A 13358-nucleotide genomic window follows, 5' to 3' on the forward strand; every position below is an offset into this window, starting at 1 on the left:
CTTATTTTTATGAATTTTCATGCAACTAGGCAAAGTTCTTTTTACCTTGTTATTCAAACTCTGCCTTAGCTAATTTAACAATGGTTTCTACTACTTTAGAATCTTCAAGTGTTGAAATATCCTGTTTGATTTCTTCACCTCTTGCTATAGTTCTTAAAATTCTTCTCATTATTTTACCACTTCTAGTTTTTGGCAAACCTGGAGTATAAAGAATTTTTTCTATTTTAGCTATAGGTCCTATTTCTACTCTTAAAATGTCATTAAGTTCTTTTAAAGTTTCTATAGCTCCGCCAAGATCACAACTGGATGCAGGACTTAAAACCACAAAAGCAAACAATGACTCGCCCTTAATCGTATCCAAAATACTCACTACAGCTGATTCTGCTACACTTGGATGTTTAGCAATAGCGCTTTCAATTTCAGCCGTTCCTATACGATGTCCTGCAACATTAACCACATCATCTGTTCTTCCTGTGATGGTAATATAACCATTTTTATCATAAAAAGCACCATCGCCACTAAAATATACAGCTTTTCCATCTTTTTTAGCTTGAGAAAAATAACTTTCTATATAGCGTTCATCATTACCCCAAATTCCACGAATCATCGAAGGCCAAGGTTTGGTTATACAAAGCAATCCATCTTCACCTTCATCTTTTTTATTGCCTTCTTCATCAATAACTTCTGCAAAAATTCCTGGCAAAGGCAAGGTAGCACAACCTGGTTTTAAAGGAGTAGCGCCTGGTAAAGGCGTGATCATATGCCCACCTGTTTCTGTTTGCCACCAAGTATCGACTATAGGACTTTTAGTTCCCCCTATTTCATCATAAAACCACTTCCAAGCACTAGGATTGATAGGCTCTCCAACCGTTCCAAGCACTTCAAGCGTACTTAAATCATATTTTCTTGGCTCATCAGGTGCATCAGCATGAAGCATTCTTATGGCAGTTGGCGAAATGTAGAATTTGCTTATTTGATACTCTTCTATCATTCTCCACCAACGCCCAGAATTTGGATAAGTAGGAGTTCCTTCATGCATTATAGTCGTTGCTCCACATGCTAAAGGCCCATAAACTACATAAGTATGTCCTGTAATCCAACCCACATCAGCACTACACCAATAATTATCATAATCTTTAATATCAAAAACCCATTCCATAGTCATTTGTGCCCAAAGTATATATCCTGCACTTGCATGCATAACTCCTTTTGGCTTACCTGTTGATCCTGAAGTGTAAAGCAAAAACAACAAATCCTCACTATCCATAATTTCGGGTTCACACTTATAAGACTCATTTTTCACAAGTTCGTTATAAACATAGTCCCTTCCTTTAATATATTCTATAGGCTCATTATTGCGTATAACTATAAGTACTTTTTCTACACTTTCACACCCTTCACTTAAAGCCTTATCTACTGCAGGTTTTAACATATAAGGTTTGCCACGACGAAAAGCACCATCAGCTGTTACTACAAGTTTAGCTCCTGCATCTATAATCCTATCTCGCAAAGCTTCTGGAGAAAATCCTCCAAATACCACACTATGAATAGCCCCAATCCTTGCACAAGCTAACATTACTATAGCTGTTTCTGGAATCATAGGCATATAAATTACAACCCTATCGCCTTTTTTTACTCCGAATTTTTTAAGCAAATTGGCTGCCTTGCAAGTTTCATGCAATAATCTTCTATAAGTATAAACTTCATAATCCCCCATTTCACCTTCAAAAATCAAAGCAGCTTTATTGCGTCTTGTTTTCATATGACGATCAAGACATTGATAACTTACATTTAAAGTTCCACCTTCAAACCATTTATAAAATGGAGCTTTATCCTCATTTAGCACTCTTGAAAAAGGCGAAAACCACTCAATCTTCTCAAATGCTTGTCTTTTCCAAAAACCTTCAAAATCTTCCTTGGCTTCATCGCATAAATCATAGTATTCGCATAAATTTTTTATACGAGCATTACAAGAAAATTCTTTACTTGGCTTAAAAAGCTCTTGATTATTTTGATTAAGCATAAAAACTCCTTATATAGTTATTTTTAAACATTATATAAGAGTTTATTTGTATTAAATACAAATTTAAAAAATAATTAAGATAAATTTTATAAAAAATGGGAATATTTGTAATATTTTATTTAAATTTTATAATGTATGTTAATTTAAGAAACATATTGCATCTTCATAAAAATAAAGACTAAGTTCTTCGTATAATTTTAAATCGAATCTTAAAAATTCTTGTTTTTCCAAGGCAAATTCTAAAATTTTATCCATACAACTTACCCTTATAAAAACATCACTTTTCCTACTTCTAAGTGCTATAATATAACATTTTTCTAAAATAAAATCATAATTATTTTTTGGAATATTTTTAGAATTAAAAAAAGAAATTTTATAAGGATCAATAGCAATTTTACTTGGAGGTTTTTTAAAATCTTTATATTTTTTACAATTACTAAAATCTATAAAATTACAAAATTTCACACCTTGATTTTCTAGTTCAAAAACATTAGTATTTTCAAATTCTAAAATTTCTCCACTGTGCAAATAAAGTTTTTTTTGCGCCAAAGAATCTAAAAAATGTTTATCATGACTTGCGATTAAAAAACCTGTATTGAAATTTTCATGCATTTTAAGAATAGCTTTTTTAAATAAAAGTGTAGTATTTTTATCCAAAAAAGCACTTGGTTCATCAAGTAAATAATACTTCGCTCTTACGCTTAAAGCTATAGCAAAAGCTATTTTTTGACTTTGTCCTGATGAAAGTTCATTAGGATGTTTACTTAAAAGACTTTCATCTAAATTTAAAAACATCAAACTTTCTTTTATGCGTTCTTCAATATCTTCTTTAATCCCATAAGTTTTTAAGGTAAATAAAAAATTTGCCCTTACACTACGATTTAACAAAATAGGCTCTGGAAAAAGCAAATAAATTTCACGCTTTTGTTTATTATTAAGTTTAAAATTTCCAAAATAAGAAATATTTTTTGAAAAATCTCCTTCTAAAAATTTTAATATTCTTAAAAATGTAGATTTTCCACTTCCATTCGCTCCCATTAAGATGCTAATTTTACTCGTATCAAGTTTTAAATTTTTGATTTTTAAAACTTCTTTGTTTTGATAGTTGAAAAAAAGATTAAAAATTTCTATCATTTTATGTTCTTTTGAGTTTGTGTGTGATGAAATTTAAACAAAAGGCAATGAGAATTAAAACCAAAGCCAAAGCTATACCGCTAGCAAATTCGCCTTTGTTAGTTTCAAGTGAAATAGCTGTGGTTATGGTTCTAGTGTCGTATTTGATATTTCCACCTACTATCATCGCTACCCCTACTTCTGCTACAATGCGTCCATAAGCTAGTGCAACGACGCTAATCAAAGCAAAGCGTAATTCATAAATCATCGTTAAAACAAGTTTTAAAGGACTTAGGTGAAAAGATTTTATAAGTAAAAAATGTTTTTTATTCATATTTTCTATCAAATTTGAAAAAAGTGCGATCACTATAGGAAGTGCTAAGATAAACTGCCCTAAAATTAAAGCCTTTATAGTAAAAAGTAGTCCAAATTCTCCCAAAGGTCCTCGACTTGAAATCAGTGCATAAAGTATAAGTCCTACTGCAACTGTTGGAAAAGAAAGGCTAGTATCTATGATAAGTTTTATAAAGCATTTGAATTTAAAATCAAAAAAACCTAAGATAAATCCCAAAGGAAAACCTATAAGCAAAGCTAAAACTATAGAAATACTTGAGCTTAAAAGTGTAGTTTTTATAGCTGAAATTACGCTTTCATCAGCATTGAAAAGTAAAAATAAAGCCTGTTTAAAACCATCAAAAATATAATCCAAAAATATCCTTTTTAAAATAAGTAATTTTAGCATAATTATGCTAAAATATTTTTTTATGTAAATTTATAAGGAAAAAAAATGAAAAAAATCATTTCTTTAGCCCTTGCTTTAGCTTTAAGTGCAAGTGCAGCAGAACTTAAAATGGCAACTACAACAAGCACTGACAATACAGGACTTTTAGATGCTCTAAAACCTCTTTATGAAAAAGAAAGTGGCAATACCTTAAAATGGGTTGCCGTAGGAACAGGTGCGGCTTTAAAAATGGGTGAAGATTGCAATGCTGATGTGCTTTTTGTGCATTCTCCAAAGGCTGAAAAAGAATTTATGAAAAAAGGCTTTGGTGTAGATAGAACTCCTGTGATGTATAATGATTTTATCATCATCGCAGATAAATCTTTAGCTTCTAAATTTAAAGGTAAAAATTTAAAAGAAAGCTTAGAACTTATCAAAAATGAAAAGCTTACTTTCATCTCAAGAGGCGATAAATCAGGCACTGACAATAAAGAAAAAAGCCTTTGGAAAAATCTTGGCGGTGTTCCTGAAAAGCAAAGCTGGTATCAACAAAGCGGACAAGGTATGTTAGCAAGCATTAAAATTGCTGAAGAAAAAAAAGGTGTGATTTTAACCGATCGTGGTACTTATATCAAATATGAAGCCAATGAAAAAGGCAAACCAAACTTAGTCATTGTAAATGAAGGCGATGATAGTCTTAAAAATTTTTATTCTGTTATAGCGACAAATCCTAAGCATTGTAAAAATGTAAATTATACAGAAGCTAGTAAATTTATCAAATGGGTAACAAGTGATAAGACTTTAAATTTCATTGCTGATTTTAAACTTCTTAATAAACCTTTATTTGTAATTGATGCAAAAACAAGAAAAGACTAAAAATTAAGCAGGTTTTAACCTGCTTAAAATATCATTTTTTACTTATTGTAACTTTTTTATTTATTTTTCAAAACTTTTAGCTTATTTAAAATTCTTCTTTAGATATAATAAAATCAATAATTAAATATACAAGGTCAAATAATGTTCAAAGTGGATTTAAATAGTGATTTAGGGGAAAGTTTTGGCGCCTATAAAATGGGAATGGATGAAGAAATTTTAAAATTTGTAAGTTCAGTAAATGTCGCTTGTGGCTTTCATGCGGGTGATCCTTGTGTGATGGATGAAACCTTAAATTTAGCCAAGCAAAATGGTGTTTGCATAGGAGCACATCCATCTTATCCTGATCTTTTGGGTTTTGGAAGACGCAATATGCAAATAAGCTTTGAAGAGGCTAAAAACTATGCCTTGTATCAACTAGGAGCTTTATTTGGCTTTGCTAAGGCAAAAGGTATGAAAATACAGCATTTTAAAGCCCATGGGGCGCTTTATAATATGGCAGCTATTGATGAAAATTTAGCCTTAGCACTTTGTGAGGCAGTGGCGAGTTTTGATGAAAATATTATTTTTCTAGGGCTTAGTAATTCTGCTATGAATGAAGCAGCTAAGAAAAAGGGTTTAAGATATGCTAATGAAGTTTTTGCAGATCGTGCCTATAATGATGATGGCACTTTAGTTTCAAGAAAATTAGAAGGGGCGTTAATACACGATGAAAATTTAGCTATCAAACGCGTGATAAAAATGATAAAAGAAAGCAAAGTTACAAGCATAAATGGCAAAGAAATTGATTTAAAAGCCGATAGTATTTGTGTTCATGGGGATAATGCAAAAGCTTTAGAATTTGTTAAAAAAATCAAAGAAAATTTAAAAAAAGAGCAAATTCAAATTTGTGCTTTGGAAAATTTTATATAAGTTTTAGCAATGTTTAGTGTGCATTTTAGTGGAAGTAAAGCTTTGCTTTTGCGTTTTGAGCAAGAAATTTCACCTCAAATCAATGCCTATGTTTTAAGCACAGAACAAAGGATACAAAAAGCCCTAAAAGAAGGTGAAATTTATGGGATTGATGAGTTGGTAAGTGCTTATGCAAGCTTGCTTATATATTTTAATCCTTGCGTGCTTTCTTTAAATTCCTTGCTTGATTTTTTGGAAAAAATTAAAAAGGATATTAAACTTGCAGAACAAAACTCAAGTCTTTGTATAGAAGTTCCACTTTGTTATGATGAAGAATTTGGACTGGATTTAGAATTTGTGTGCAAACACAATCAAATTTCAAAAGAAGAGCTTATATCTCTTCACACTAAACCTTATTATCTTGTTTTTATGCTAGGTTTTATGGCAGGTTTTCCTTATCTTGGAGGTTTAGATGAAAGACTTTTTACCCCACGCCTTTCAAGCCCTAGAGCAAAAATAGAAGCTGGAAGTGTAGGTATAGCCGATAAACAAACAGGAGTTTATCCCATATCAAGTCCAGGGGGTTGGCAAATCATTGCTAGAACACCTTTGGAATTTTTTGATAAAGAAGATGAAAAAAATCCCACTCTTTTAAAAGCGGGTATGTTTTTAAAATTTAAAGCCATTTCAAAAGATGAATTTTTCGATATCCAAGAGCAAGTTGCTAAAAAAGTCTATCAAAAGGAAATTTATGAGTATAAAAATCATTGAAGCATCTATAAATTCAAGTTTGCAAGACTTTGGTAGAAAAAAATTTGCTAAATTTGGCATAGCAAGAAGTGGAGCTATGGATGAAGATGCTTTAAGAATGGCAAATATCTTGCTTGGAAACAAACAAGATGAAGCAGGAATTGAGCTTTGTTTAAAGGGTGGAAAATACGAATTTTTAGATGAGAATTATTTTGTTTTAAGTGGAGCTGAATTTGAGGCAAAGCTTGATAATCAAAAAATCAAAACTTGCAAAGTATATCAAGCAAATAAAGGCGATATTTTAGAACTTGATTTAGCAAAAATAGGTTTTCGTGGGTATTTATGCGTAGCGGGTGGCTTTGAAGTAAAAAGTTTTTTAAACTCTAAATCCAGTGATGCTAAAATGGGAGCTGGAGTTTTTGAAGGAAGAGCTTTGCAAAAAGATGATATTTTAAATACTCATAATACTTTTATACCTTTTAATTTAGAAGCTAGAGAATGTGAAAATCCTCTTTTTAAAAGCCCTAAAGAGCCTATTATACGCGTTATTTTAGGAACAAATGAAGATGCTTTTACCCAAAAAGGCATAGAAACCTTTTTAAATACTACTTATAAAGTAGGTTTAAAAAGCGATAGAATGGCAATTTATGCAGAATCTAGTGAAAGTATAGAGCATAAAAACTCAGCAGATATCATCTCAGATCCTGCGGTTTTTGGAAGTATACAAGTGCCAAAAAGTGGTATTCCTATCATTTTAATGGCAGGAAGACAAAGCACAGGAGGCTATACAAAAATAGCCACGGTTATAGAAAATGATCTAAGCTTACTCGCACAAGCTAAGTTAGGTTCTAGCTTTAAATTTCAAAGCATTAGCATGCAAGAAGCCTTAGAACTTTATAAACAAAGAGAAATGAAATTTAAAGCTATGGATCAAAAAATCAATCTTGATTTTGAAAATTTAATCTAAGCTTTTTTGCCATAAATATTGATAAAATATATAGCACCTATAGCCAAGGCACAACCTAACAAGGTAAGTGCATTTGGCACCTCATCTAGTACAAAATAACTACAAATTAAAGCACTAGCAGGAGTGATTAAAACAAAAGAATTTGCCTTAACGCTTCCTAAAATGTGAATCCCATAATAATAAATACTAGTTCCTATAATAGTTGATAAAAAAGCCACGACAAACATACTGATCCAAAATTTAAATTCAAAATGAAAAATTTCATAACTTTTTACATCAAACAATATCCAAGAAAACATTAAAATAGAAATGAGATTAATATAAAAGTTAATCGCCAAAGGGTGAGCTCCTTTGGCTTTATGATTAAACACTGCCATCAAAGCCCAAATAAAAGAACAAGTTAAAAATAAAATATTAAATTTACCAAATAAATCTTCTAAACTCCCTAAATTTAGCAAACAAAATCCAGATAATAAACCTAAAAATAAGCCTAGAATTTCACTCTTTGTGATCTTGTGAGTTGATTTTTTGTTTTTTTGAAAAAATATCGCTATCATAAATATCAAATAAGAAAAAATAGGAATCATAGTGGTTACTAAAACTCCTCCTTTGCCTGCCAAGCCGTGCTTTATAGCAATAAAAAATACAAAGGCATAAAGCCCATTTAAAACTCCTGCTATCAATACCCATTTTAAGGCAGTTTTTTCGATTTTAAGAGGAATTTTTAAGAAGTTTAAAACAAAAAATGAACCCAATACAACAAAGAAAAAACGCCAAAAGGTAATAATAGAAGTATCCGTATAATTTGCTAAAATCTTAGATGTTGGCCAAGATGAGCCCCATAAAAACATAGCAATAACAAGCAAGATATACAAATACTTTGTTCGAGTCAATGTTACACCTTGAAATTTTTAAGTCAAATTTTTTAAAAAATTTTTTTCAAGTGTAGTTCATACTCGTTTAGATATTTTTCCACTTGAGGATTTTTTACCACATCATTACACATAAAAGTTGGTAAAGCTTTCATACCTATAAATTCATGAGCCTTATGCAAATGCCAATACACCATATCTACACCCTTTCCTTCAAAAAATTCATTTTTATCATTAAAGGCTTCAAGAGGTGCATTCCAAGTGAGAGAAAACATGTATTTTTTACCATGATCTAAACCACCTTTTCCGTAGTTTTTACTAGGATTTTCATGAGTTCTTCCATCATTTTTAAAAAGCACTCCAGCACCCAAACCAAACACTTCATCGATATATTTTTTAACTATCCAAGGCTCCCCCATCCACCAAGCTGGCATTTGATAGATCACAGCATCAGCTTTTATAAATTTTTGTATCTCTTCTTTAGGATCATATCCTTGATCTATGTGAGTTTGATCTATCTCGTATCCTAGTGTTTTTAAAATTTCTAAAGCATGATTATGCAATGTCAAATTAAGTTGTCCTTTTGAATTTCCAAATTCTTTAGCACCATTAAGCAAGAGTATATTTTTCATTTTTATCCTTTTTTAAATTTTATGATACAATTATAACTTAGCATAATATCATTTTCAATACAGAAAATAAAGTAATATACTATACTAAAGGAATGTTAAATGACTAAAGAGAATTCTCCGTGCAATTTCGAAGAATGTGGATTTAACTATACTCTAGCATTAATTAATGGAAAATAAAAATGAGTATTTTATACTGCTTATTTCGCTATGAAATCGTGCGTTATAATGAACTCAAACGCTTTTTAAGCTCCATATCTTTTAAAACTTTAACCAATACCTTAAGAGAACTAGAAAACGATGGTTTAATTATCAGAAAAGAATACGCTCAAATTCCACCCAAGGTAGAATATAGCTTATCCAAACGCGGACAAAGTTTAATTCCTATCTTACAAGCAATGTGCGATTGGGAAGAAGAAAATAAAAAATTACAAGGAAAATAAATGATAAAAACTATAAAAATTTTAGCATTTTTAGCCATTTTTGCATTTGCTTTAAGTATTGCTTTATGCTTTTATTTATTTTTTGATTATTTTATAGAAGAAAGAAATATTATTATTTTGACATTGATTTTTATAAGTATGATTTGTGGAATTTTACTCTATTTTTTAAGTATTATTTTGCTTTCTTTCAAGCTTAAAAGCATAAGCTTTGCTTTAATTTTTTTAGGATTTTTATTTTGTGTTTTAGCAAGTTTTGGTTTTTATCAATGTTATATAGAATATAATAATTTTTTATTTTCACAAACAAAAGGAAAATTAGCATTTTATTTTTGTGCATTTTTTACCACTCTTGCTTTTATTTTAGGCTATTTTCATTTTAAAACAATGGCTAAAATTAGTTCTTGGAACGAGTTTTTATTTGTATATAAATTTTTTATGGTGGCTTTGATTGTAAGTTATTTTAACGCCTTTTTTGGCTTTTTTATGTTGGGCGCTAGTGCGATTTTGCTTTTCATTTCTTGGTATAAATTCAAGACTCTTAAAGAGTCTTGAATTTACTCATCTCTCATATCAATGACGTAGCGAAATTTAGCCTTTCCTGAGGTTAGATTTTCATAAGCTTTATCGATTTCTTGTGGGGTAATAAGCTCGGTTTCTGGATAAATTCCGTGTTTTAAAGAAAAATCAAGCATTTCTTGAGTTTCAGCAATACCACCAATTAACGAGCCATAAACCTTTTTACCTGCCTTATGTACAAAGGTTATCACGCTGATACTTGGAGCAACTTCGTGAGGTGGCAAACCCACTATCGCCATTTCACCGCCAAATTTAAGCAAATCCAAATAAATAGCAGGATTATAAGGCGTTGGAATGGTTGAGATGATTAAATCAAAACGTTCTTTTACAGCGTTTTTATCGCAGCTTGTGTAAAATGAGCTTACACCCATAGCCAAAGCATCGGCTTTTTTGTTTTCATTTCTAGCAAAAACGCTAACCTTTGCACCCATTTTCACAGCATATTTAACCGCCATCATACCAAGTCCGCCAAATCCCGCTACTGCTACGCTTGAGCCTTCTTTGATATTTGAAAATTTAAGCGGAGAATAAGTGGTAATTCCTGCACAAAGCAAAGGCGCGACTTTTTCCATCGGTGCATCTTTTGGCACACAAATGGCAAATTTTTCACTTACAACTATGTTGTTTGAGTAGCCCCCATAAGTGTTTTCATTGCCGTGAAATACATCGCAACTATTGTAAGTAAAGATGGTTTTGCCATTTTCGCAAAACTGCTCTTGTGAGCGTTTGCAAGCATCGCACTCACCGCATGAATTTACCATACAACCAACCCCTGCGTAATCTCCTACTTTAAATTTACTCACATTTTTACCCACAGCGATAACTTCTCCTGCTATCTCATGCCCAGGCACGCAAGGATAAGTAGCTTCTCCCCACTCGCTTCTTGCGGTGTGAATATCGCTATGACAAATGCCTGCATATAGGATTTTAATCAAAATATCATTATCGCCAATAGCGTGGCGGCTAAATTCAAAGGGTGTGAATTTCGCATCCTTGCTAAGCATTGCATAGCCTTTACTTGCGATGCGATTATTTTCTAAAATTTTGTATTGCATTTTTGCTCCTTTTTTTGATTTTTTATAATTATAAAACATTAGAGTAGCTATAAGTCAAGAGTGAAAATAATTTTTTTAAAAAACTAGTATAAATGCTATAATTATAAAATTTAATTTCACTTTGGGGTAAAAATGCAAAATTTGTATTCAGAAGATGATACTAGAGTAAAATTTATAGATGCAAAGCTTTATAATAGTTCTTGGTATGAAGAAAATATAAAGAGAAATTATTATTTTACAGATGGTAGAAAGCTTTTAGGTGGTAAAAGAGCACAAAGAAAATTTGCAGATTATTTGCTTAGATATGAAGGAAACAACCTTGCTATAATAGAAGCTAAAAAATTTAGTAAAGATCCTTTAGATGGTTTATCTCAAGGCATAGAATATGCAAAAATTTTAAATGTGCCTTTTGTATATAGTAGCAATGGAGAAAAAATTTATGAATACGATATAAGAAGTCATAGTGGTAAATATATAGATAAATTCCCAAGTCCTAAAGAGCTTTTTGATAGGATTTATGGCAATGTCAAAGAATGGCAATACAGGCTTTTAACCCAAAATGTTATGTATATTCCGCAAAAAGAATTAAGATATTATCAAAAAATAGCCATAGACAAAGTCATAGAAGCTATTATAAATAACAAAAATAGAATTTTACTCACTCTTGCTACAGGCACAGGAAAAACAACCATAGCTTTTAATTTGTGCTATCGTTTGTTAGAGGCAAGATGGAATAAAGAAAACAAAGATCAAAAGCCTAAAATACTATTTTTATGTGATAGAGTGAGCTTAAGAGATCAAGCCTTAGGAGAATTTAATCCTATAGAAAGTGATTGTAAGGCAATTAGTGCTGAAGAAATAAAGAAAAATGATGGAAAAATCATAACAAATGCAAATATTTTCTTTGGAATTTATCAAAGCTTAGCTGCAAATTCAAAAGAACAAGAAAACACCCAAGAAGAACAAGAGAGCAAATTTTATCTTCAATACCCAAAAGATTTTTTTGATCTTATCATCATAGATGAGTGCCACAGAGGTGGAGCAAACGAAGAAGGAAGCTGGAGAGCTGTACTTGAGTATTTTTCTTATGCGACTCAGCTTGGTTTAACCGCTACTCCAAAAAAAGAAGAAAATATAGACACTTATGAGTATTTTGGTGAAAGTGTTTATGATTATAGTCTTAAAAGTGGTATTGAAGATGGATTTTTAACCCCTTATAAAGTCAAACTCATAAAAACAACTTTGAGTGATGGTTATACCTATAATCCTGATGATTTAATACAAGGTGAGCTTGAAAAAGGCTTTTATAAACAAAGTGAATTTGAAAGAAATATTTTTTTACCAAACTATAATGACTTTATCGCTAAGAAAATTTTAGAGCTTATAAATCCTATGGATAAAACCATAATTTTTTGTGCAAATCAAGCTCATGCAAATGAAGTAAAAAGAGCTATAGATAAATATAAAAGCGTTAAAAGAGATGATTATTGTGTAAGAGTTACGAGTGATGAAGGTAAAATAGGGCTTGATTATCTAAAATTGTTTCAAGATAATGACAAAAGCTATCCTGTCATACTTACTAGCTCTAAAATGCTCACAACTGGAGTGGATGCAAAAAATGTGCGAAATATAGTATTGCTAGCAAATATAGGTTCTATGGTGGAATTTAAGCAAATCATCGGGCGTGGCACTAGGGTTTATGAAGGTAAAGACTTTTTTACTATACTTGATTTTGTCGGTGCGACTAAACTTTTTTATGATCCAAAATGGGATGGTGAAAAAATAGAAGAATTAAAAGAGCAAGATGAAAAAGAAAAAATCACTAAAGAGCATATAAAACAAACAAAAGAAGAAAGCAAAGAAAAAAAGAGCGTAACCATACACTTAAAAGGCACAAAACTTAAGGTTTTAGATATCACAACTACTTATGTAGGAGCACAAGGTAAGCCACTTAGCACTAAAGAATTTTTAGAATTTTTGATAGGAAAGCTTGGTGAGTATTATGATGATGAAGCAAAATTGCGTGAAATTTGGAGTGATCAAAAAAATAGAGAAAGATTTTTAAAAGCCCTTGCAAATGATGGAGTTGATGAAGATGCTTTAAAAGATCTAAGAGAAATTTTTCAAAAAGATTGTGATATATACGATGTTTTAGCGCATTTAAGCTTTAATAGCCAGATAAAAACAAGGCAAGAGCGTGTTTTACAAGTAGAAAATGGTGAGTTTTTAAAACGCTTTCAAAAAGAAAAAGCCATAAAATTCATAGAATTTTTACTAAATAGATATCAAGAATATGGCATAAAAGATTTTGATGATGGCTTAAAACCACTTATAGAACTTAGCTCTTTGGGCAATGTAAGAGAATTGGCCGATGAATTTGGTGGCTTAGAAATTCTAAAACAAAGTTTTGATGATTTACAAAGGGAGATTTATGCTATATGATAT

At 31.0% G+C, this 13358-nt stretch carries 12 protein-coding genes and 1 pseudogene; 7 read left to right on the plus strand and 6 right to left on the minus strand.

Going from position 1 to position 13358, the window contains the following annotated elements:
* Positions 1-49: 49 nt before the first annotated feature.
* From acs to tupB, 3 genes are all read right to left on the minus strand, one after another.
* Complete coding sequence (gene acs / locus FBF11_RS07390) at positions 50-2023, minus strand: acetate--CoA ligase (protein ID WP_052796057.1); 1974 nt, start codon at positions 2021-2023, stop codon at positions 50-52.
* A 138-nt stretch (positions 2024-2161) separates the two neighbouring features.
* Complete coding sequence (gene tupC, locus FBF11_RS07395) at positions 2162-3157, minus strand: tungstate ABC transporter ATP-binding protein TupC (protein ID WP_168977476.1); 996 nt, start codon at positions 3155-3157, stop codon at positions 2162-2164.
* A gap of 1 nt (position 3158) precedes the next feature.
* A complete protein-coding gene (tupB, locus tag FBF11_RS07400) occupies positions 3159-3845 on the minus strand; it encodes a tungstate ABC transporter permease TupB (RefSeq protein WP_002855945.1) in 687 nt (228 codons plus the stop codon).
* A gap of 78 nt (positions 3846-3923) precedes the next feature.
* On the opposite strand from tupB, the gene tupA reads away from it, so the two are divergent.
* The 4 genes from tupA (at position 3924) to FBF11_RS07420 (ending at position 7338) form a co-directional block, all read left to right on the plus strand.
* A complete protein-coding gene (gene tupA / locus FBF11_RS07405) occupies positions 3924-4733 on the plus strand; it encodes a tungstate ABC transporter substrate-binding protein TupA (RefSeq protein ID WP_002851335.1) in 810 nt (269 codons plus the stop codon).
* A gap of 141 nt (positions 4734-4874) precedes the next feature.
* Positions 4875-5642, plus strand: coding sequence for a LamB/YcsF family protein (locus tag FBF11_RS07410; protein WP_002851457.1), 768 nt, complete (start codon positions 4875-4877; stop codon positions 5640-5642).
* Between the two features lie 9 nt (positions 5643-5651).
* Positions 5652-6392: a 5-oxoprolinase subunit PxpB gene (gene pxpB / locus FBF11_RS07415; protein ID WP_002851148.1), complete on the plus strand. Its 741-nt coding sequence runs from the start codon at positions 5652-5654 to the stop codon at positions 6390-6392.
* A complete protein-coding gene (locus FBF11_RS07420) occupies positions 6373-7338 on the plus strand; it encodes a biotin-dependent carboxyltransferase family protein (protein WP_002858255.1) in 966 nt (321 codons plus the stop codon). The genes pxpB and FBF11_RS07420 overlap by 20 nt, the downstream gene beginning before the upstream one ends.
* On the opposite strand, the gene FBF11_RS07425 is transcribed toward FBF11_RS07420, so the two are convergent.
* Positions 7335-8231, minus strand: a complete 897-nt coding sequence (locus FBF11_RS07425) for a DMT family transporter (RefSeq protein WP_168977477.1) — start codon at positions 8229-8231, stop codon at positions 7335-7337. The genes FBF11_RS07420 and FBF11_RS07425 overlap by 4 nt on opposite strands.
* A 32-nt stretch (positions 8232-8263) precedes the next feature.
* On the minus strand, positions 8264-8842 hold the full coding sequence (locus tag FBF11_RS07430) for an NAD(P)H-dependent oxidoreductase (protein WP_168977478.1): 579 nt from the start codon (positions 8840-8842) through the stop codon (positions 8264-8266).
* 99 nt (positions 8843-8941) lie between these two features.
* On the opposite strand from FBF11_RS07430, the pseudogene FBF11_RS07435 reads away from it, so the two are divergent.
* Both FBF11_RS07435 and FBF11_RS07440 read left to right on the plus strand, forming a co-directional pair.
* A pseudogene (locus FBF11_RS07435) lies at positions 8942-9282 on the plus strand (helix-turn-helix domain-containing protein).
* On the plus strand, positions 9283-9834 hold the full coding sequence (locus tag FBF11_RS07440) for a hypothetical protein (RefSeq protein WP_002873046.1): 552 nt from the start codon (positions 9283-9285) through the stop codon (positions 9832-9834).
* Between the two features lie 2 nt (positions 9835-9836).
* Here the strand turns inward: FBF11_RS07440 and FBF11_RS07445 are convergent, their stop codons facing one another.
* A complete protein-coding gene (locus tag FBF11_RS07445) occupies positions 9837-10913 on the minus strand; it encodes an NAD(P)-dependent alcohol dehydrogenase (protein WP_168977479.1) in 1077 nt (358 codons plus the stop codon).
* Between the two features lie 132 nt (positions 10914-11045).
* Here FBF11_RS07445 and FBF11_RS07450 point away from each other — a divergent pair, with 132 nt between their 5' ends.
* Positions 11046-13355: a type I restriction endonuclease subunit R gene (locus tag FBF11_RS07450; protein ID WP_168977480.1), complete on the plus strand. Its 2310-nt coding sequence runs from the start codon at positions 11046-11048 to the stop codon at positions 13353-13355.
* Positions 13356-13358 lie beyond the last annotated feature (3 nt).

Origin of the sequence: Campylobacter sp. CFSAN093224 (genome assembly GCF_012897395.1) — a bacterium.
Taxonomy (GTDB): Bacteria; Campylobacterota; Campylobacteria; order Campylobacterales; family Campylobacteraceae; genus Campylobacter_D; species Campylobacter_D jejuni.

Excerpts from the sequence above, each read along its gene's own strand:
- FBF11_RS07440 (WP_002873046.1), top strand. The coding sequence starts at position 9,283 with ATGATAAAAACTATAAAAATTTTAGCATTTTTAGCCATTTTTGCATTT.
- tupC (WP_168977476.1), bottom strand. The coding sequence starts at position 3,157 with ATGATAGAAATTTTTAATCTTTTTTTCAACTATCAAAACAAAGAAGTT.
- pxpB (WP_002851148.1), top strand. The coding sequence starts at position 5,652 with ATGTTTAGTGTGCATTTTAGTGGAAGTAAAGCTTTGCTTTTGCGTTTT.
- FBF11_RS07420 (WP_002858255.1), top strand. The coding sequence starts at position 6,373 with ATGAGTATAAAAATCATTGAAGCATCTATAAATTCAAGTTTGCAAGAC.
- FBF11_RS07445 (WP_168977479.1), bottom strand. The coding sequence starts at position 10,913 with ATGCAATACAAAATTTTAGAAAATAATCGCATCGCAAGTAAAGGCTAT.
- FBF11_RS07410 (WP_002851457.1), top strand. The coding sequence starts at position 4,875 with ATGTTCAAAGTGGATTTAAATAGTGATTTAGGGGAAAGTTTTGGCGCC.
- FBF11_RS07430 (WP_168977478.1), bottom strand. The coding sequence starts at position 8,842 with ATGAAAAATATACTCTTGCTTAATGGTGCTAAAGAATTTGGAAATTCA.
- acs (WP_052796057.1), bottom strand. The coding sequence starts at position 2,023 with ATGCTTAATCAAAATAATCAAGAGCTTTTTAAGCCAAGTAAAGAATTT.
- tupA (WP_002851335.1), top strand. The coding sequence starts at position 3,924 with ATGAAAAAAATCATTTCTTTAGCCCTTGCTTTAGCTTTAAGTGCAAGT.
- FBF11_RS07450 (WP_168977480.1), top strand. The coding sequence starts at position 11,046 with ATGCAAAATTTGTATTCAGAAGATGATACTAGAGTAAAATTTATAGAT.